Origin of the sequence: Mesotoga sp. UBA5825, from assembly GCF_002432955.1 — a bacterium.
Classification (GTDB): Bacteria; Thermotogota; Thermotogae; order Petrotogales; family Kosmotogaceae; genus Mesotoga.
In genome coordinates, this window is sequence record NZ_DJHG01000117.1 from 13750 (window position 1) to 33531 (window position 19782).

Consider the following 19782-nt stretch of genomic DNA (forward strand, 5'->3'; position numbering starts at 1 on the left):
GGCGGAACACATCCGAACGAACCGGGGGGAACTCTCGCGGCCGTAGTCTTCGTCGAGAATGTGTCTGCGATCTCGGGCACTATATACGTAATACCACGTTCCAACCATAGCGCCTTCACCCACAACGATGCAATGGAGGGAGCTCCTCAGTTCTTTTCTATAGAATTGCCGGACGGTACTGAGAGAGTATTCAGATTTGGCTCTCGAAGGACTAATCCTATCTCTCAATGGCCTGATCCTACTATTTACCTGCACCCGACAGGCGCTACGCTTGGAGGAGGAGAAGTATCGAACTTGAACAGGACCTTCCCCGGACGAGAAGACGGTTATTCTACCGAAAAGGTGGCAGCCGCGATCATGAATCTTGTGCTTGAAGAGGGAATAGATCTGGTTTGCGATCTACATGAGTCTTCGCCAGAGTACCCTGTAAACAATGCAATCGTCTTTCACCAGGATTCCGCAGAACTGGCAATTATGACTCAGATGATGCTTGAGATGGAAGGCATCGACATCAGACTTGAAGAGTCTCCAATCAATCTCAGAGGGCTTACTCACAGAGAGATCGGGGATAATTCAGATGCTCAAGTCGTTCTTCTAGAAGTATCAAATCCTTCGCAGGGAAGACTGCGGGGAAAGACAACGGAAGATCTCGTGACAAAAGGGATCGACAAGTTCTACTTGCAAGCTTCCAAAGACGGGAAATTGTTCGCTCCATATGACGAAACAGGTTATCCTCTTGATCTCAGAGTAGCGAGACATGTTGCAACAATCAGAGTTCTAGTCGATTCCTGGAACATGATGTTTCCCGAGAGGATGATCCTTCTTTCGGACATTCCGCCCTATGAGGGGCTGGTTGATGGTCTGGGGACTTATCTTAATCCAGTTTCATGAGAAACACACATTTCTAGATTGGAGGGGAAAGAATGAAAAAAGTAGTATTGCTCGTTACACTTATCGTCTTTGCGTTCACGGCCTCGTTTGCTACCGTGACTGCTCCGACTGTTGCCTCAAGCAATGGAATGGTGGCAGCGGTTGACAAATATGCAGCTGAAGTAGGCGCAAAGATTCTCGAGATGGGAGGCAACGCTGTTGATGCTGCGATTGCAGTAAGTTTTGCTCTTGGCGTTGTCGAACCCTACGCATCCGGCTTGGGCGGAGAAGGCTATGCAGTGATCACAATGGCCGATGGAAGCAAATTCGCTATCGACTTCAGGAGTGCAGCTCCGATGGCAGCTTCTTACGAAGCTCTTTCCGAGCTCGGACTTACGATAAGCAAAGCCAATTACACTCCAAAGGGAGCCTGTGTTCCCGGAGTCCTTGCCGGAATAAAGGAAGCCTGGCTGTTGGGAGCAACACTTCCTCTGGCAGATCTCATTCAGCCAGCAATAGACCTTGCAAGAAATGGTTTCATAGTCGATGAAACATTTGCCCAGACAACTTCAGACAAATACGAACTTGTTCTCGAAAACGGCTTCGATTTCTTGAACGAGGGCTTTGTCTGGGAAGTTGGATCTACATTCACGAATCCTCAGCTGGCAGAGACTCTTGAAAGGATAAAAGAGGAAGGAATCGATACATTCTACTCGGGAAGTCTCGCAGATGAGATCGAAGAGTTCATGATTGAGAATGGCGGTTTTATGAGAAAATCGGATCTCGAGATGTACAGGGCTATCGTTAGAGAGCCGCTTCACGGGACTTACAGGGGATACGATTTTTATGTTCCGCACCCACCGGTTTCAGGCCCTCAGTTTATTGCCGTTCTCAATACTCTTGAGAACTACAATCTTCCCGCAATGAGCTGGGACGATCCTCTGGCAGTTCACATTATTCAGCAGGCGCTGGTTCTTGGAGACGTCGACAGAAGAGCTTACATAAGCGATCCGGAGTTCTATGATCTCCCATATGAAGCCTTCATGAGCAAAGAATATGCTAAAACAAGATTCATGGCGATCGATCTGTCACAGGCCTTCGATCCAGCTTCCTACTATGACTACCAGGGAGACGCCTACCCATTTGCAGATGGATCAACTTATGAAGAGGTTCTTCTGGGTGCCTTGGAGTCGGTAGCCGCTAATGAAAGCGGAGTGGAAGAATCGCCATCGACAACCCATTTCTCTATTGTTGACAAGGACGGAAACGCAGTAGCCTGGACTCAGACGATTTCGAGCTTCTTCGGAACCAGCTTTTACTTCAAAGGATTCTTTTTCAACAATGAAATGGCCAACTTCGCTTCCTCATACAGAGAAGGAGACGTCATCAACCTTACCGGGGGAATGAGACCCAGAACGACAATCTGCCCGACAATAATTCAGAAGGATGGAAAGGTTCGCTGGGTAATCGGCACACCGGGCGCCGGAAGAATTATTCCAACGATGGTTCAGCTGGCAGTTGACCTTATAGACTTCAACATGCCTGTGGACCAAGCAATAAGAACGCCCAAGTTCGTTGGATACGCAACTTACAATGATCTTAGAATTGAAGAAGGCTATCCACAGACTACACTTGACTTCCTCGAAAAGGTTCTTGGACATCAACTGAATGTATATTCATACCCCGATCTCTTCTTTGGCGGCCCGAATCTTGTTTCTGTTGAAGAAAACGGTTTGATGATAGGAGCCGGCTCCATAAGAAGAGGCGGATCTGCTTCCGCACCGGAATTTTGAGAAATAGAAAGGATGATGTGATTTGAAAAGGCTATTGATTACGGCACTACTGATTGTCTCTTTTGCACTCTTAGGATTTGCTGCAGAGGGAACCGAAGAGCAGTTAATTCTTGAAGAACCCGTTGCAGTTACTTCGGCCGGGCAATCTCCCGGTGCGCTTCAGTTCACAGTGGTTGCAAAGATGATCAAGCTGGAATACACTTTTGAAAAGCTTCTTAGCGTAGAGACCGTGGACATCTCTCAGTTCAAGACCCTCGTGCTGGTCGTTGGAGCCAGCGGAAAAGGCCTTGGGGCTGCCAACATAGATATCGAGGCAGAGATCCGGAGAGTGAAATCACTCGCCGAAGCGGCTGAAGAAAGCGGTGTGAAAGTAGTTATCTGCAATCTGGAAGGCGAATCGAGAAGGGGTCCGTCTTCCGACAGAATAGTCACCGAACTCGCACCTTTTGCAGATGCATACTTTGTAAAATCAGACGCCGATCTAGACGGTTTCTTCACATCGTTCAGCGAAGAGGCCGGAGTTCCCCTGGCAACTTTTGAGAAGACAATTGACCTGAAAGACGTACTGGCCGAATACTTCGGCAAATAGCAATATGAATGGAAGGGGCGCGTTCTTGCGCCCCTTATTTCTTTGGAGGAAAACTAATGAGAATAAAAGCAATTCTGATTGTGGCTCTATTTCTAACTTCTGCACTCTTCGGGAGTTTTTTCAGACCGGATGTGCGTCCCGGATACGGTGTCACCGACATCGGCTGGTTATCTGACTATTTCTCTCCGCTGCGAAACACGAATATGGATACTCCCGTGTATTTCATGGACAGCGGCATCGAAGGACCGACCTTTCTTCTAATGGGAGGAACCCATGCTAGAGAGATTTCGGGCACAACCGCAGCGATAGTCTTCATAGAGAATGTTACAGTTACGAAAGGCAGGGTAATCGTACTTCCCTTTTCAAATATCAGCGCGGCTTCAATAGCTGACGAGACGGGAAAGGTACCTCATTTTATACCTATTGAAAGCAGGTCCGGCAAAAGGTTCTTGGTGTATGGCGACAGAAGAACCGATCCGCTTGATCAGGGCATTCCTGATCCTGAGATCTTCAAACATGCTCAGTCTGATTTCACTCTCGACGATGGGGCGGAATCCAGGAATTTGAACAGGCAGTATCCGGGAGTTGCAGACGGAAATCCTACTCAGCAGCTTGCCTACGCAATAATCCAGCTCGTGAAAACCGAGAACGTCGATTTCAATCTTGACATGCATGAGAGTGGAACGCCTGACAGCTATATCGACAGCAAAGGAAATGAGCGGTCCGGCAGCAGTCTGGCTTACACACTGGTTTGTCATCCCGATGCTCTAGAAATCGGAGCAGTAGCGATTATGGAAATAGAAGCCTTCTATGGCGTTTCAATGAAGCTTGAAGAATCAAACAGGGCCTTCAGAGGCCTAAGTCACCTTGAAATCCGTGACGCAACTGGTTCGCTTTCATTCCTTTCGGAGACACCTAATCCCGGACAGGATTCATGGAGAGATAGATACGACGTTATCAACGATCCCGACTATCCTTTGAGCCACAGGGCAGGTTTACAGCTTCAGATAATAAGATCTCTTTTTGGTGCTTACGAAATGATGATAGGTGAAACGATTGAAGTCGAAAATCTTCCGTCTTATGAAGAAGTCATGCAAAACGGGATATTCTCTTACTTGAACTGAATTTCCGGGGGTGAATGTCATCTATACGCCTGAAGTCTGGTATTTTTTAGTAATGCTGATAACGTTTGTGGGTCTGGCTGTTATTAAGATCCCTATTTCCGTTTCATTGATGTTCTCCGCGCTGGCGGGCTCGATCGCCTTCGGGGAGTTCTTTCCTCTCAGGCATCTCGTCGAAGGTGGTTTTGGTTACATAGACACCATACTTGTGATTGGCTCTGCTATGATTTTTATGGAGTCAATCAAAGTGTCGGGCCTTCTAAATACAATTGCAGGAAACATGACGATCGCCCTTCACAAGAAACCAACCTTTCTTCTCGTATTGCTCACTTTTTTCATAATGATTGCCGGCATGATAACCGGGTCGTCAACGGCTACAGTTCTTACTACCGGTGCGATTGCCTTCCCGGTGCTGAAGAGTCTCGGATTGAGCAAGCGAAGAGCTGGTTCAATAATCGCAATGAGCGGAATCTATGGCATGATTGCACCTCCGATAAACTTGCCCGCAATGATCATCGGTCAGGGCGTCGACATGCCTTATATCGGATTCACCACCCCTCTTCTCCTTATGACCTTCCCCCTGGCAATTGTTACCTCGCTCATTATCGGAGCCCGCCAGGTAAAGCCGGTCGATCTTGAGGAATTCAGGAAAACTAGAGAGAGGGAACCAATCAAGGGCTTTGCAGTCTACTTGCCGCTGATTCTTATGGTAATACTTATGGTTCTGGAAAACGTTAGTTGGGGATTCTCTCTCGGTCTACCTCTAATTTTCATGCTCTCCGCGATTGTAGCGACCATAACGGGAGCAAAGGGCAATCTCCTTAAGATTTCGATATCGGCGATACAGAACTCTCTTGGTATTCTTTCGATACTAATAGGTGTGGGAATGTTTATTCAGATCATGACTCTGAACGGCGTCCGCGGTCTCATTGTGGGCTTCCTGAATGGCCTTCCGCAAGGAGCTCTGTTGGCAGGAATCGCTCTTGGCATTCCGGCATTTGGTGCTGTTTCTTCTTATGGCTCTGCCTCAGTGCTTGGAGTTCCCTTCTTGCTTGCCTTTCTCGGCAACAATGATATCGTCGTCTGTTCGGCTCTCTCTCTGCTCGCCGGCCTTGGAGATATGGTGCCGCCAACCGCCCTTGCCGGCATATTCGCCGCTCATGTGGTCGGAGAGAAGAACTATTTCAAGATCTGGCTGAGCTCGATGCCGGCCTTTTTCATTACGATGATATTCGCTACCATTACTATAATCTACTCAAACGCGGTAGGAAGATTCGCAAACAGCTGGTACTTCTATCCAGTTTTCATAGCTGGTTTTGTAATCGTTGCGATTGCGCTTCTTCTAGTAGATAAGAGAAAGGAGATGCCAGTGTCGTGACATTCATATATATTGCAATTGCAGTGTATCTTGCTTCTGTTTTAATATATTCGGCTTACAAGACTGCCAAGAAATGGGAGTGGGTCATGAGCGCCATGATACTCATCCCGCTAATCTTAAGAATCTTTCTTATTAAGTAGAACTTCCTTACCCGGAGAGTTTTTCCAGAGTATAATTTCTCTAGCTAAACTCTTCGGGAGGGGTAGTAGTTGCAGATTAAACGAGACAGTCAATTCTACAGATTCGCTGCGTACGGTTTTCTGAAGAACCTTCGTTTCTTTGATCCATTCTTGATACTGTTCTTCAGAGAGATGGGCCTTTCCTTTCTTCAGATAGGGACTCTCATTTCCGTGAGAGAGGTAGCCACGAATTTCCTTGAGCTGCCAACTGGAATAATCGCCGACTTGTACGGGAGAAGGCTATCCATGGTGCTGTCGATGGTGTCCTATCTTTCATCTTTCATGGTCTTCTACTTCTTTCCCAGTTTTTATGTCTATATGATAGCCATGATAGCTTTCGCATTCGGGGAGGCTTTCCGTACCGGAACCCACAAAGCAATGATACTGGAATACTTGAGAATCAATGAGATGACAGACATGAAGGTTCATTACTACGGAGCGACTCGAGCGGCATCACAGTTGGGATCGGCAATCAATGCTTTAATAGCCGCCTTTCTGGTATTTTACTCGGGAAGCTACAAGATAGTATTCCTCGCTTCGGTCCTGCCTTATGCCGCCAACCTCATTAACCTGATGCTCTATCCCAAGGAACTTGACGGCGAGTTGAGGTCCGGAGAAAAAAGAGAAACGATAAAAGCCTTCCTGGGTATTTTTAGGAATGGAGACGCTCTCAAAGGGGTACTGAATTCCTCTCTTTACGATGCGTTTTTTAAAGTTGTAAAGGAATATCTTCAGCCGATACTTGAAGCCCTGGCTCTCGGACTACCAATAATGATAGCCTTCAGCGCAGAACAGAGGACGTCCGTAATCGTAGGCGTAGTTTACTTCGTTATCTACATTGCCACTAGCTATGCATCCAAAAACGCTGGAAAACTAAGCGGCAAGTTTGGAACTGAAGCGAGAGCGCTAAATTACACCTACATTTTCGGTGCAGTTCTAATCATATTTAGCGGTATTTTTCAGATCTTCGCTCTGCAAGTCTTGGCCGTTCTCATCTTCTTCTTTTTGTTCATCCTTGAGAACTTCAGACGCCCCATCAACATTAGCTATATCAGCGATAACATAGATCATAAAACGATGGCTTCAGGTCTCTCGGTAGAATCACAGTTGAAGACTCTGCTGATGGCGATATTCGCTCCCTTGATTGGCTTCATGGCCGACAAACTGGGAGTGGGGTCGGCAATTACGATAGCCGGAGCAGCTATGCTCTGTCTCTTCGCTTTCGTTAAACTTAACCCTCCCAAAAACGTCAAAGATGTTGAAAGCGAAAAAGCTTAACCGCTAGTAAGTCTATTGGGGGTGATTAGTCTTGAGAAAGGTCTTCATATCAATGATTTTATTCTTCCTTTTGGTAACCACAATGGTTTTCACATCAGAGACCGAGAGGGTCGCGGGAGATATTGAGAGGATTATTGTCACTCAGGTTTCTTACGGCGAAAAGAACGGTGAATGGACACAAGTGAAGAGAGAGACGAAGCGAATCGAGGTATTCTCTCAGCAAGGATGGCCGGTTATTACCGCACTTCATACAAATGGAAAGGAATACAGCAGAGTCGAATATACCTACGATACCGCCGGCCTGGTTCTGGAGAGTCGATATTACAGGAACGCAAGTGCAAACTTCACTTCCAAAACACAGTTCAGCTATGACTCTTCTGGCAGGGTCATTGAAGAGAAGACCTATGACTACTGGCCTCCGCTTCTGGGACCAGACAGACTGGTCGAGAGAGTCGAGATCACTTATGAACGAGAAGGTCGGGAGATACACAGAGTGAGGACAAATCAACTCGGCGCGGTTCTTTCAAAGACCAACCGCATTCTTGACGAAGACGGTAGAGTTCTGGAAGAATCGGTTTTTGATGGAAAAAACAAGCTTACTTCGAGGACAATTTACGAATATGACGACTCTCGTCTTTCGAAGATCTTTTCAATAAACAACCTGCTTCCTCTGAACGAAGAAACGATAATCAGCGATGTGGATTTCATTTTCGATAGAAAAATCAACACTTTCTCAGGCGGATCAGTCGTTCAGAGTCTAAGAAGAGTATCGGACGGGTACTTTGAAATTGTCGAAAAGCGTGAAATGGAAGAAGAGGTGGAAGGGACCGTCTGGGTATCACTCCCTGTGGAGCCCTTCTATGCCTCTCTAGAATACTCGGGCTCCCTCAAGACAACCATTTCAAGAAATGCTGAGGGAGAGGTTGTTCTTCTTGAGGCCTTCTGCGGAGAAGAAACAGTGGTGATCGCTGAATACAGTTATGATTCAACCGGCTTGATTACCTCCAGAGAATACATTGCGGGAGAACTCCACCTCAGGATCGAATACACTTTCGATTCTAGAGGAAACTGGATTGAAGAACGGCTGTATAAAGAGAAAAACAATGAGTTCAGTCTCTTGTCAGCAATTGAGAGGATAATCGAATACTATTGAAACGAGCTGCCTGCATCAAAGGTCCCGAAACTCCTCATTAAGCCTTTCCACGTTACTGGAGTCAAGAGCTGCATAAACAGGCAGATCGAATAAGAAGTTAATCTGCCTCAAGGAATCTCGATTTGATTTTCTTCAAGATTGAACTGAGCATCTCTTTGCGAAAATAATTCCGGAATTCAGTCGCTCTTTGTCGGCACTCCTTCGCGGGTGATAGAATCTTACTAGTGGGAGGATATATATGAGAATCACGCTTTTCATCGGGCCTTCGGCCTCCGGAAAAACGGAAAGAATGCTTCAAGAGCTAGAGGCAGCGCACAGGGAAGACCCGTTTTCCTATTTTTTTGTCGGTCCTTCCGGAGATCATGTCAGATATGTCAGAGAAAGCTTTATTTCAAGAGTTGGAACGATTCCCGCTTCCAGATTTCTTGCGATGGATCAGTTTGCCGTCGAGCTTTTCAGCGCACTTAATCCGGCATCGATCCATGTGGGAAACCATCTGATAAGAATGGAAATTGGGGATATTCTCGATCAAATCGGAAGAGAGGAACTCGCCGATTCGCCGGTATTCGTCGATTATCTGCTTGAAATGGTGCACGACGTAAAGGAAAACGGTGGTTTTGGAGAGATGTTCTCTGAAGACGATGAGGTGTCGGCGATTCTCGAGTCAATCTATGTCGAGCTTCAGAACAGATTATCAAAGAAGGGAATTTTCGATACTTTCGATGCTTACACTCAAATCGATGACTGCGAAAGGGATCTCAGATGCGGGGAGTTCGGCAGGTACTTATTCCTCGACGGGTTCCACGACTTCAGTCACGCCCTTAAGCATTTCTTCAAGGCCGTAATTCCAGCTTATGACGAGGTCTTCATCACCGTTCCCCAAGAGCCCGGAAAGGAGTTCCTGTTCTCGAATATCGATTCGATTCTGGAAACGGTAGATGAAATGGGCGAGAATCTACCCGAACTGGAGGTCAGAAGGATTTTTTTCGAAAAGACTCCTCCTTCCAGTGAATTCGAGAGTTTCAAAGACTCTCTTTTCTCATCCGCAAGCGGAAAGCAAGCCTGCGCATCGGTCGATATAGTCGTTTACCCCGATATCTTTGCGGAGATTGAGGGAATATCGAGGTTTGTGAAATCCTTGCTCATATCGGGGCACGAACCGGGCGACATTTCAGTTGTCGCTTCGGACTTCTTCGCTTACAGAAAACTGCTCTCGGGAAAGCTCCGCGAGTATGGGGTTCCCTGCAGAATTGAAGGTGATGAGCAGCTTTACTCCTCTCTCTCGATCAGAAGGTTGATTCTTCCTCTAGAGACTGCTGTTCTGGGTTTCCCGCCTGAGAAGATCATCGCAATGGGCGACTCCGGTTATGGAGGAGAAATAGATTCGAAATTTCTTGAGTACGTATCTTCAATGTCTAGAATAATATACGAGAGGGCAGGTCTCAGGCTGTCGCTCCAAAAGAGAAGACTCTCGTGGCAAGAACACCTTGGAAGGCTTGTTCATCACATTGAAGCGAGGCGCGAGGCCATAATCTCACTGGCCGAGGATGAGCTTGAACTGAGCGCTGCGGAAGAGCTTGCCGGAATCGTTGAACGTATTGAAGGCGATCTTCTGCCCGCAATTGAGAAGATTTTCAGCGTTCTTGAACCTTTCAGAAGCTTGAGAAAGAGGTCGGTGGGAAGTTATCGTGAAATGTTGATTGGCTGGGAGAAGGAACTCTCACTGACAGATACTTTTGATGAGTATCAGAATGACTTGCAGGAGCAGGAATTCGCGGCAGTTAGAAGGCTCTTCGATCACACTCTTACAGATCTGGAGAAACTCCTCAAGTTCATGGGCAAGGAGTTGATCTCTCCGCAAGAGTACTACAGGTATCTAATGGTTGTGCTCAGGCATGACAAATTCCCTCTTTCGAGGAGCAAAGCAAACAGAGTCGAAGTGCAATCGCTTATAAATTCGCGCTTTTCGAAGAAGAAGATCAAGCTGTTTGCCGGCTTCGTGGACGGTGCATATCCCCATGTCAGTTTGAATCCATTGTACAGTTTCACCCAATTTGGGGAGATCAAGCCCAGGGATCTTCTTCTGGATGAGGAGATGCACCAGAGACTGAATCTCCACATATCAGTAAGTTCGGCACTTGAGTCTGTAAGGTTTACTCTTCCCGAGTCAACGGTTGACGGTGAACCAATTCTTCCATCTCCTTACCTGAAGAGCGTTTTGGAGAGTTCGGGGTGTGAAATCCTCCGGGAAGGGAGAAGGGCCGGCAGAAGATTCGGATATATTCCGGAACTGGGATCATCGATGAGTGAATCAGAGCTGAAGATTGCGGCAGCAAGACTGTTCAGAAGCGAAGCATGGAACGATCTTAAGGAATTCGGGCCACTGAAACCGCTCGATTCAGTCCTTACCCAGTTTGGAAGGGAGTTGAGCTGGTCTGTCGAAAATGCAGGAGACCTAGGCAGGATCGTCGGCAAGGTCTTCTCATTCTCGCGTCTGAAGTCCTACGACGATTGCCCATTTTCATTCTTTCTTTCCTACGTTGTAGGTCTCGATGTCTCTTTGGAAAGGATTTTTGAGCTAACAGCCCTCGATGAGGGAAACATTTTCCATTCCGTTCTTAGAGATTTCTTTTCCGGAAAGACCAAGGACTGGCAGAGCTCTCTTTCCGAGAATATCTCCAGACACCTGATGCACGATAGCGAGGTAGTCTTTAGGTTTGAATTCGAAAGGCTTAAAGAGATTCTCAGGGACTACATTACTGAAAGAGAATCCAAGAAACCGAACTTCATGCAGGGGGATTTCGTTCCTTTCGCTTTCGAGAAAGCCTTCGGAATTGGAGATACGAAACCGGTAGAACTGCAGTCTGATTTCTTCTTGAGAGGCAAAATCGATCGACTTGATCTCGATGAATCGAGCCGCGCAATGTATCTCATAGACTACAAAAGAGGCGACAGCGGTGACGAAAAGCAGCTTCTCCTGTATTCTATCGTTGCAGACAAACTCTTTAAAGAGAAAGGATACTATGTTGCAGGGGGGGTTTTCAAGACACTGATAGGAAGAGTAGTTAACAAATCTGCCTTTAGAACGATTTCTTCAGACGAAGAGAAGTCCTGGGAGTTTGCGAACAAGAGAAAAACAGAAAGAATCGTTAGGGAGTCTGAGCTTTTTGAATGGCTCCGGAAGATAACCGAAGGAATCTATTCGGGGAGATTTCCACCCTCGTTCATCCGTTCTTCAAACCAGTGCTACAACTGCAAATTCGCAGCTGTCAAGAGAGCGATCACCTGGAGGGAAGGTGGATCAGATAGTGAATAGCGACATGTTTGTCACCGCTTCTGCCGGTACGGGGAAGACATATACACTGGTTAAGGAGTATGTCGGAGTATTTGAAAGAGCATTCAGGCTTGGCGAGCAGCTTGATGTCCACAACGTGGTTGCAATTACCTTCACGAATAAGGCTGCAAGAGAAATGAAGGACCGTGTAATAAGCGAATTTGATCTCAGGATCTCTCACGGTGAACCGGGGAAGTGGAAGTTCTTGAGAAGCAAGCTCTCATACGCCTGGATCTCCACCATTCACTCTTTCTGCGAAAGGATACTGAGGGAGTGCGCCCTCTTCGCGGGCATAGATCCGGGATTTCAGATTATCAACGGAATGAGGAGATCTTCACTTGAGGAAAAGGTTGTCAGGACTTACTTCGAAGAGAACCTGGAATCTATTGAGCCGCTCATTCGGCTGATGGGACTCGATAAGGCGTTTAGATTGATGAAAGATGCATTGTCGAGGGAGAGGCACTCATTCTATCTTAACCCCTCTCCCGTTGAGTGTTCAGGCAGAGATCTGGGCTCGGATGCCGAAATAATCATCGACGGTTCGAAGGCATTCGCGGAATCTTACAGGGCAGTTCTGTCTGATTACGAAATGAGAACTACGGGTTCCGGCCTCCTGGACTTCGATCAACTCCTGACCAGAACGAGAGATCTTCTGCTGAAAATGCCTGATGTGCAGCAGAAGTACAGCAATCGGTTTAGATACATCTTTGTTGACGAATTTCAGGATACAGATGAGCTTCAAAACGAGATAATCAGACTACTTAAGGCCGATGGCAAGAACAATGTCTTCTTCGTAGGAGATGCAAAGCAATCCATATACCGTTTCAGGGGAGCAGACGTCTCGGTCTTCAACAAGACAATGGATACCTTCAAGAGAAGCGGAGCAGCTGTCAAGAATCTCCGGATCAATAGACGCTCACATCCCGACCTTGTCTCATTCCAGAACAGATTTTTCAAGAGAGTGATGCAAGAGAACACTGAAGGTCAATTCTTTCGTTCAGTTTATGGGGAAGACGTCGAATCGATCCCTTACGAAATTGACACTAACTCCTCAAGAGTGAGAATAATTGGCAGTGAGACCTCAGACGACTCAAAGGGAGTGGCAAAGACTATAAGGGCGCTTCTCGAAGAGGAAATTGTTTTCAGAAACAAGTCAGGAGGATGCCTAAAGCGTCAAGTAACTCCTGGAGATATTGCTATACTCCTGAGAACATTTTCCAGAGTTACGAGTTACGAAGCAGCTCTCGAAGAAATGAATATTCCCTTCTATACCGTCGGCAGCAGAAACTTCTACGAAAGGCCGGAGGTCACCGGTCCCCTATCCTGGCTTGATCTCCTCGTCGATCCCTTGAATGATAACAATCTCGCGTCATTCTTGCTATCACCGGCCTTTGGAGCTACACTTGATGAAATGCTCTCTCTGAGGGTTAGACAAGGCATGAGTCGTGCTCCGCTGTATTTCGTTCTGCAGGAAAGCAACGATGGAATATTCGTTCAGTTGAAGGAGCTGCTCGATAAATTTGGGAAGCTCAAACATGTGCTCTCCCCGAGCGATATTCTCCAGAGATTTGTTGATGAAACAGAGTATCTGGCGAAACTGGCAACACTTAAGTCCGGCGAGAGAATGATTGCCAACGTGAAGAAGCTGATTGAGCTGGCCCAGGACCTTGATAGAATGGGTAGTTCCCTCCGCGAGCTTTCCTCAAACATAAGGGCGTTTGTTGATTCAAGTGATGAATCTGAAGCCACTCTCGAGACAGAAGAGTCGGATAGCGTCAAGATACTTACTGTTCACAAGTCGAAGGGATTGGAGTTTCCTATTGTCGTAATTGGCGACATGTACTGGAAAAAAAGAAACTCCAGTAAGCGGCTCTTCTTTGATGAGAAGGGATTTCTCATTACGAAGAGTAAGCCTGACAAAGATGAAGAGGGCCGAATTGGACGACTGGCGAGACAGGAAGAGGAAAAGGAACTGGAAGAAGAGAAGCGGACACTTTATGTTGCCTTATCGAGGGCACGTGAAATGCTTATTCTTAGTTTAAACGGAAAAGGAGACTCTTCACGCCCATGGTCAATCTTGCTTTCAGGATCTCTGCTAGAGCCGGAAAGCGGCGAGATAAACAGTTTCTTGAAGGAAATAGCCGAACCGTTCTCTCCAGGGGAATTTGCTTCCCTTGAGGACAGATCCTCCAGAACTGAATTCTCTTTGCCGGAAATCGCTTCGGTAATGCCGGTTGCCGATTCTTCTTACGTCAAATACCTATCGCCGACCTTNNAAATACCTCTCGGCGACCTTCATAACTTCTGACTACGAGGCCGAGTTCGAAACTGCATTAGATGCCGGAAGTCCGGACCTCGTGAAGCGAAAGGCAAATATCGGGTTACTGGCCCACAGCATCCTGGAACCGCTGGGGATGAAAAGTGTTCAAGGACTTCCCCTAACTCTGAAATCGATCATCGACGGAGGAAGACCGGTCTCTGTTGACAGGGTTAGCTTCAGCGACGATGATCTGATTGAAGTGAAGAGAGTTCTCTCAGGACTGGTCCAACATCAAATCATCAAGGAAATTGAAGATTCTGAAAGAGTGTTAAGCGAATTCCACTTTCAACATGGGTTCGGGAAGTATGTTTTGATCGGAATTGTTGATAAACTATACTTGAAGGACGGAAAGTGGAGGATTGTAGATTTCAAATACGCGAACTGGAGTCCCGGATTCATCGAAAAGTACCGATTCCAGATGCGGTTCTACCTCTACATTCTCAGAGATCTCTTGTCCCCCGTTGAAGCTAAACTGCTCTTTCTTAAAGACGGAAAGGCAGAGAAGATTGTACTTGAAGATCAAGTAAGCTTTGAGACGGAACTTCTTCAAATGATCTCAAAAGCCGGAGGCGATACGAATGAACCTTAAACCAACACGTCGCTCTTTTATGATCAGGTACTTCATCTATCCTTACTATTTCTTTCTAGGAATCATATTCTATCTGAACTTTGACCTGTCGGGCATAGACGGAAACAATCGCCTTTTTCTTATAGCAATCTGGATAGCCTTGACAGTAGTTCCAGGAATTCTACTGGCTTTCTCCCGAAGGAGATTCGGCTGGTTCTTCTGGCCGGCGCTCTTGAATGCTGCCGGCTGGTTGATAAGGTACGTTTTCCCCGAGAAGACCTACAATGATCTCAAACCGTTGTTCGACAACGGGCCGGTACTTCTTTTCACGGTAGCGGGGCTGCTCGGTGTCGTGTTCGTGGAGATCTACAGGAAATCTTTCAAGTACGAGTTCAGCGATGCCGGAGTGGAGATTACCCACGGAATGTTCAGCGCAAACTCTCATATGATTGTCGCCAGACACATTACAAACGTCATGCTAAAGAGAAACTTCTTCGAACTCATAATGGGAGTTGGTCACGTGATTCCTGTAACCTCGTCTGGAATGGGTTCGGGAGATAGAGGGGTAATGGGAGGCTTTACGACCGATGCAGGAACTCAGAACCTTCGTGGGGGAGCCTTTGTGGGAAGCGTCAGCACTGAGAAAGAGTTTGTTGCAAACCCAGCAAACTGCATATATGGCATATCGAAACCGAAAGATGTGATGGAAAAATTAAAGGAAATGGTTTTATAAAGAAAGATTAATGGCGTGCCCGGGGCGATTTGAACGCCCGGCCTCCAGATCCGCAGTCTAGCGCTCTATCCAGCTGAGCTACGGGCACCCATAAACAATACAATGGCGGAGAGAGAGGGATTCNNCCCTCGGAGGGTATAAACCCTCACGTGCTTAGCAGGCACGCGCCTTCGGCCTCTCGGCCATCTCTCCACCCTACAGAGTTCATTCTATCACGGTGAGGTTGCGGTGTCAATGCAACGTAAGTCTTGAAAACCTCTTCAAAGGACACTGGTTAAGCGTTTCCCAACTCTCCTATCTCATTTCTTTGAGTTTGAATTACTGAAATGAGCGGTTCTCTTTTTCCACCTGAGGATCATTTGCTTGAAGGGATCGGGCCAGCTTCGGTTCAGAAAAAAGCTGGCAAGAATGTAGTCGCATCTTTCGATGTAAAGGCACAATCATAGCAGGGGTTTTATCCAATGAGCTTTTTCGCCTGATGAGTCAGTGATGTCTCTATTCGGCAGCGACCGGTTATCATTAAGGAAGGCTGTTTTCGGGACCGAGGATGAAGTGATTGCTATTGATCAATGTTCAATGCAATAATCGCCTTGAGCTAACAATGATGAAGGAGTGTGAACGAATTGACGATAAGAGAAGTTGAACCAAGAGATGTTGCTGGTCTCAAGGATATCATCATCGATATCGGATGGTTCAAGAACAAGGGTTTTGAAGAGGAAACATACTTGAAGAGCATTGAAAAGATGGTTCAGTGGAGTGTGGAGAAAGACGATCACCTCATTCTCGTTGCAGAAGAGAAAGAGGAGTTGACAGGATACGCCAGCGTGCATTTTATGCCTTATCTGTTCATGGGTGGCGCCGAAGGTTATGTTGGAGAGTTGTTTGTGAAAACACCCTGGCGGGGAAAGGGCATCGGAGGAGAGCTCCTGAGAGGCGCGGTAAATGAATCCAAAAAGAGAGGCTGCTGCAGGATAAGGCTGATAAACATAAGGTCGAGAGAGTCTTATCGCCGAGGATTCTACTCAAAGCAGGGATGGCAAGAAAGAACCGATGCGGCCGACTTCATGCTCAGATTGAACGAATCGGAATGAACTGCGCAAACAGGTTGCCGCTCTAGAGTCGAATCGCTTAGGCTTTCAATAACTCTGGATCTCATTTGGTTTTCTAGAGCTTACGGTCATCTTCCCACCGTAGAGCGCTCATGTGAGGTTTACCGTGATAGCCTGCGGCGTATTTTCACTTTCTGGCTTTTTGAAGGCACTACAACATCTTTCGTGTTATGGGATGGTATTGACTTCACAGACGCTCAATTTGCCTAGCCGGAAAAGGGTCTATAATCTATCTGGAAGGCAAAGAGGTGATTCTTCTGGAGTATCTTGAGAAACTGTTGATCAGAATTGGGCTTGTCTGTATAACGGTCGCGCTTGTTCTATTTCTGCTGCGAAGAGTCGGTCTGAATTTTGGAAGACTTCCTGGAGATATTCACATAAACCTAAGTAATTTCGAATTGTGGCTCCCGATCACTTCCGGACTAATAGTGAGTGTTATAATTACGGGAGCCCTTTGGCTCTGGAGAGTAATTAGAAGGTTTCTTTAACCGACGGAGGAAGAATGGATACTGTCTATTTACGGGTGAATTCCGAGAACCCCGATGAAGCAATTCTGAAGAAGGCTGCAGAACTAATCAGGAAAGGCGAACTTGTCGTTTTTCCTACGGAGACTGTTTATGGATTGGGCGCGAATACCTTTGATGAGACGGCCATCATGAAGATTTTTGAGGCAAAAGGCAGGCCCCAGGACAATCCACTGATAGTTCACATTTCTACCATGGAAATGTTGAAACAAATCGTATCACAAGATGTCGAAAGTTTTTCGGCTCTAATGGATCTTGTCTGGCCAGGGCCGGTGACGCTGATCTTCGAGAAAAGCAAGGAAATACCTGACTCCGTTACTGCGGGGCTGAAGAGTGTGGCCGTCAGATTTCCTTCCCACCGGGTGGCCCAAGAACTGATACGACTCTCGGGTGTTCCTATCGCAGCGCCCAGTGCAAACCTCTCAGGCAGACCAAGCCCCACAATGGAAGAACACGTGATCGAAGACATGGACGAAAGAGCAAGCTGCACAATCCTTTCGGGTTCGACGGTTTTCGGACTGGAATCTACGATTATTGATCTCTCAAGAGGAAGACCCTCCCTATTGAGACCGGGCCCTGTCGACCCGGATCAACTGAAGGGAGTCCTTCCAGATCTTCTTGTTCCGGACTTTGTTTCGGGCAGAAAAGAGTATCTTGGTGATCCAATGTCGCCGGGTTTGAAATACAGACATTATTCTCCAGACATTCCATTGATACTCGTCGAAGGAGAGACCGGAATGGTTGTCGCAAAGGTGGGAATAGTGGCTGGAAGAAAGAAGTCTCTCGTTCTTTGTTCTGAAGAAATGAAGGACTATTATCCCGTTCAGGTCAAGAAGGTCGTTCTCGGTTCGAGAGATAACCTCCTTGAGGTTGCCTCGAACCTCTTCAAAGAACTGAGAAATAAAGAGAACATGGAATACTCTCAGATCATTGCCGAGCCTTTCCCTGAAACAGGTGTGGGACTTGCAATCATGAACAGGCTGAGGAAGGCGGCTTGGAAAATTGAAAGGGCTTAGAATTCGGACTCGGGGAGAGTGGCTAGTTTGAAAAAAAGACTCAAGAATCTTTCGGGAGAGATATTCGTCCTACTGGGAACGGTTATCGTTGCACTGGCTTTCTACCTCGTCTTTACCTGGGGCGACAGGGCCGTGACGATGATCGAAATAACCGTGGTCGAGAAAGTCGACAATTCCGAAGCCGGAAAATCCGATTATAGAGTGACGGCAGATACTGGAGAGGAATTCGTGATCCAAAACGCCGAAAGCCAGGGATTCTATGCTGCTTCAAAGGTCTTCAAGATGCTTGAAGTCGGAAGGACCTATCAGGCGCTTGTAACTGGAAGAAGAATACCCATTCTTGGCATGAAGAGAAATATCATAGAGGCGATACCCTCTCCATGATCTACTCGAAAGTGAATCCATCTTCCAGCGAATCGACACAAGCCCTCGTAACCGAACGATCGTAAAGGGTACCTGCTCCGGAAGTGATCTCTTCTATTGCCACCTCTGTTCCAAGTGCCGGCCTGTAGGGTCTGTGCGACGATATTGCTTTGACGACATCTGCCACAGCGATCATTGTTGCCGGCAGGAGTATCTCCTCTCCCTTTAGCCCGTTAGGGTATCCAGAACCGTTTAGCCTCTCATGGTGTTGTATCGCGTAGTCGGCGCGATCGGAAAATCAAACTCAATTTCCTTTAGAACTTCATAGCCAAGCCTAGAGTGCTCCTTGATCATTTCAAACTCTATATGATTAAGTCTCCCAGGCTTGCTTAGAATCTCGGAGGGGATCCAGAGTTTCCCGATATCGTGGAGAAGACCGCATGTCCTTATGTTCTCGCAAAGTCTATCCTTAAGTCCCATTCTCCTGGAAATCGAGACTGCAAGAAGCCCCACTTTTCTCTGATGCTCCGAAGTGTACGGATCTCTTATCTCCACAATTCTGGGAAGCGCATTAATTGTGATTGTTAAGGTAGCCTCGAGTTTTTTCTTACTCTCCTCGGCCTCTCTTCTCGCTACCGTAAGATCTGTAACGTCTGAGATGAAGCCTTCGACGAACACTTCGCCCCCACTTTCGCCGGCAACTACCTTTCCCCTTTCAAGAACGTACTTGAGCTGACCCGACCTGGTCACTATCCTGTACTCCATCTCGTAGTGATCGCCTGCTGTAAAAGACTCCTGGATTTGTTCCCACACCATTTCCCTATCCTCGGTGTATATCAAATCCGAGTAAGGCAGTTCCTTGTTTCCAATAATCTCCTCTGGCCGGTAACCAGTGAGCTCCATGATCCCTCTGCTGACTACTTCCATGGTCCACTCTCTGTCGTTTTTGCATCTGAAAGCGATTCCGGGAAGATTAGAAACCAATCTGCCAAGCTCTGGTTTGCTCTCTTCCAGCTTCGTGCAAACCTTTACCGAATCGCTGACATCATCATAAACGACTGCAATAACGCCTTCGTTCGGTCTGTAAACCGCCATGTCTCTCAAGATATCGGTTCTCGAATCCGAGTGGCGATTCGGACTAATGTGACGGGGAACACCTGTGATATTGACTTCCCTTATCAAATCTATGATTCAGAAATCAGCGGCGCCAGGAATAGCCCTCGAACTCCTCTGCGACAAGCTCATCTCTTGAAAGACGTTCTTTTCTGAGGGCGGCGGGATTCGCATTGAGGATGGTACAGCTCCCGCCTTTCGATACACTGCAGAGCAGAATGACGTTTCTTGCCAGAGAAAAGAGATCAATGTAGCTGGCAGTGTCGATACTGGAACTGCAGTCATAACATGACCGGGAGTCTTCCTTGAAATCCTGTCTGGAATTCGAATCGCCCATTTTC

At 47.0% G+C, this 19782-nt stretch carries 17 protein-coding genes and 2 tRNA genes; 14 read left to right on the forward strand and 5 right to left on the reverse strand.

The window, feature by feature from the left end:
* The first annotated feature begins 923 nt into the window (after positions 1–923).
* The 10 genes from ggt to B3N33_RS11630 all read left to right on the forward strand — a co-directional run bounded on the left by ggt (position 924) and on the right by B3N33_RS11630 (position 15316).
* A complete protein-coding gene (ggt, locus tag B3N33_RS11585) occupies positions 924–2663 on the forward strand; it encodes a gamma-glutamyltransferase (RefSeq protein ID WP_292593441.1) in 1740 nt (579 codons plus the stop codon).
* Between the two features lie 22 nt (positions 2664–2685).
* Positions 2686–3252, forward strand: a complete 567-nt coding sequence (locus B3N33_RS11590) for a DUF6305 family protein (protein WP_214078848.1) — start codon at positions 2686–2688, stop codon at positions 3250–3252.
* A gap of 56 nt (positions 3253–3308) precedes the next feature.
* Positions 3309–4376 carry a succinylglutamate desuccinylase/aspartoacylase family protein gene (locus B3N33_RS11595; RefSeq protein ID WP_292593442.1) on the forward strand — a complete coding sequence of 356 codons (1068 nt, stop codon included), beginning with the start codon at positions 3309–3311 and terminating at the stop codon, positions 4374–4376.
* A gap of 10 nt (positions 4377–4386) precedes the next feature.
* Positions 4387–5751 (forward strand): TRAP transporter large permease subunit, encoded by a 1365-nt coding sequence (locus B3N33_RS11600; protein ID WP_292593443.1) that lies wholly within the window; start codon positions 4387–4389, stop codon positions 5749–5751.
* A 209-nt stretch (positions 5752–5960) separates the two neighbouring features.
* Positions 5961–7208, forward strand: coding sequence for an MFS transporter (locus B3N33_RS11605; RefSeq protein ID WP_292593444.1), 1248 nt, complete (start codon positions 5961–5963; stop codon positions 7206–7208).
* Between the two features lie 31 nt (positions 7209–7239).
* Positions 7240–8361, forward strand: coding sequence for a hypothetical protein (locus tag B3N33_RS11610; protein ID WP_292593445.1), 1122 nt, complete (start codon positions 7240–7242; stop codon positions 8359–8361).
* A gap of 238 nt (positions 8362–8599) precedes the next feature.
* Positions 8600–11677 carry a PD-(D/E)XK nuclease family protein gene (locus B3N33_RS11615; RefSeq protein WP_292593446.1) on the forward strand — a complete coding sequence of 1026 codons (3078 nt, stop codon included), beginning with the start codon at positions 8600–8602 and terminating at the stop codon, positions 11675–11677.
* A gap of 4 nt (positions 11678–11681) precedes the next feature.
* Positions 11682–14003, forward strand: coding sequence for a UvrD-helicase domain-containing protein (locus B3N33_RS11620; RefSeq protein ID WP_422655912.1), 2322 nt, complete (start codon positions 11682–11684; stop codon positions 14001–14003).
* Between the two features lie 49 nt (positions 14004–14052).
* Entirely contained in the window at positions 14053–14604 is a 552-nt protein-coding gene (locus tag B3N33_RS11625; protein ID WP_292593448.1) for a PD-(D/E)XK nuclease family protein, read from the forward strand.
* A complete protein-coding gene (locus B3N33_RS11630; protein ID WP_214060552.1) occupies positions 14594–15316 on the forward strand; it encodes a PH domain-containing protein in 723 nt (240 codons plus the stop codon). The genes B3N33_RS11625 and B3N33_RS11630 overlap by 11 nt, the downstream gene beginning before the upstream one ends.
* Positions 15317–15327: 11 nt before the next feature.
* Here the strand turns inward: B3N33_RS11630 and B3N33_RS11635 are convergent.
* Together B3N33_RS11635 and B3N33_RS11640 are read right to left on the reverse strand one after the other, a co-directional pair.
* A tRNA-Arg gene (locus B3N33_RS11635) sits at positions 15328–15404 on the reverse strand.
* Positions 15405–15419: 15 nt separating this feature from the next.
* Positions 15420–15508, reverse strand: a tRNA-Ser gene (locus B3N33_RS11640).
* Between the two features lie 431 nt (positions 15509–15939).
* On the opposite strand from B3N33_RS11640, the gene B3N33_RS11645 reads away from it, so the two are divergent.
* The 4 genes from B3N33_RS11645 to B3N33_RS11660 all read left to right on the forward strand — a co-directional run bounded on the left by B3N33_RS11645 (position 15940) and on the right by B3N33_RS11660 (position 18349).
* Positions 15940–16407, forward strand: a complete 468-nt coding sequence (locus B3N33_RS11645; RefSeq protein ID WP_214060225.1) for a GNAT family N-acetyltransferase — start codon at positions 15940–15942, stop codon at positions 16405–16407.
* A 266-nt stretch (positions 16408–16673) separates the two neighbouring features.
* On the forward strand, positions 16674–16913 hold the full coding sequence (locus tag B3N33_RS11650) for a DUF2905 domain-containing protein (RefSeq protein ID WP_214060224.1): 240 nt from the start codon (positions 16674–16676) through the stop codon (positions 16911–16913).
* Between the two features lie 14 nt (positions 16914–16927).
* On the forward strand, positions 16928–17965 hold the full coding sequence (locus B3N33_RS11655; RefSeq protein ID WP_214060223.1) for an L-threonylcarbamoyladenylate synthase: 1038 nt from the start codon (positions 16928–16930) through the stop codon (positions 17963–17965).
* A 27-nt stretch (positions 17966–17992) separates the two neighbouring features.
* A complete protein-coding gene (locus B3N33_RS11660; protein WP_214060222.1) occupies positions 17993–18349 on the forward strand; it encodes a hypothetical protein in 357 nt (118 codons plus the stop codon).
* A 1-nt stretch (position 18350) separates the two neighbouring features.
* Here the strand turns inward: B3N33_RS11660 and B3N33_RS11665 are convergent, their stop codons facing one another.
* The 3 genes from B3N33_RS11665 to B3N33_RS11675 form a co-directional block, all read right to left on the reverse strand.
* Positions 18351–18602 (reverse strand): HD-GYP domain-containing protein, encoded by a 252-nt coding sequence (locus B3N33_RS11665; RefSeq protein ID WP_349682098.1) that lies wholly within the window; start codon positions 18600–18602, stop codon positions 18351–18353.
* Positions 18581–19423 (reverse strand): PAS domain-containing protein, encoded by an 843-nt coding sequence (locus B3N33_RS11670; RefSeq protein WP_292593454.1) that lies wholly within the window; start codon positions 19421–19423, stop codon positions 18581–18583. Before B3N33_RS11670 ends, B3N33_RS11665 begins: the two co-directional genes overlap by 22 nt.
* Before the next feature lie 103 nt (positions 19424–19526).
* Positions 19527–19778, reverse strand: coding sequence for a hypothetical protein (locus B3N33_RS11675; RefSeq protein WP_214060423.1), 252 nt, complete (start codon positions 19776–19778; stop codon positions 19527–19529).
* Positions 19779–19782 lie beyond the last annotated feature (4 nt).

What these genes read in the sequence shown, in the direction of transcription:
- B3N33_RS11615 (WP_292593446.1), top strand. Translation starts at nt 8,600, where the DNA reads ATGAGAATCACGCTTTTCATCGGGCCTTCGGCCTCCGGAAAAACGGAA.
- B3N33_RS11630 (WP_214060552.1), top strand. Translation starts at nt 14,594, where the DNA reads ATGAACCTTAAACCAACACGTCGCTCTTTTATGATCAGGTACTTCATC.
- B3N33_RS11675 (WP_214060423.1), bottom strand. Translation starts at nt 19,778, where the DNA reads ATGGGCGATTCGAATTCCAGACAGGATTTCAAGGAAGACTCCCGGTCA.
- B3N33_RS11595 (WP_292593442.1), top strand. Translation starts at nt 3,309, where the DNA reads ATGAGAATAAAAGCAATTCTGATTGTGGCTCTATTTCTAACTTCTGCA.
- ggt (WP_292593441.1), top strand. Translation starts at nt 924, where the DNA reads ATGAAAAAAGTAGTATTGCTCGTTACACTTATCGTCTTTGCGTTCACG.
- B3N33_RS11670 (WP_292593454.1), bottom strand. Translation starts at nt 19,423, where the DNA reads ATGGCGGTTTACAGACCGAACGAAGGCGTTATTGCAGTCGTTTATGAT.
- B3N33_RS11655 (WP_214060223.1), top strand. Translation starts at nt 16,928, where the DNA reads ATGGATACTGTCTATTTACGGGTGAATTCCGAGAACCCCGATGAAGCA.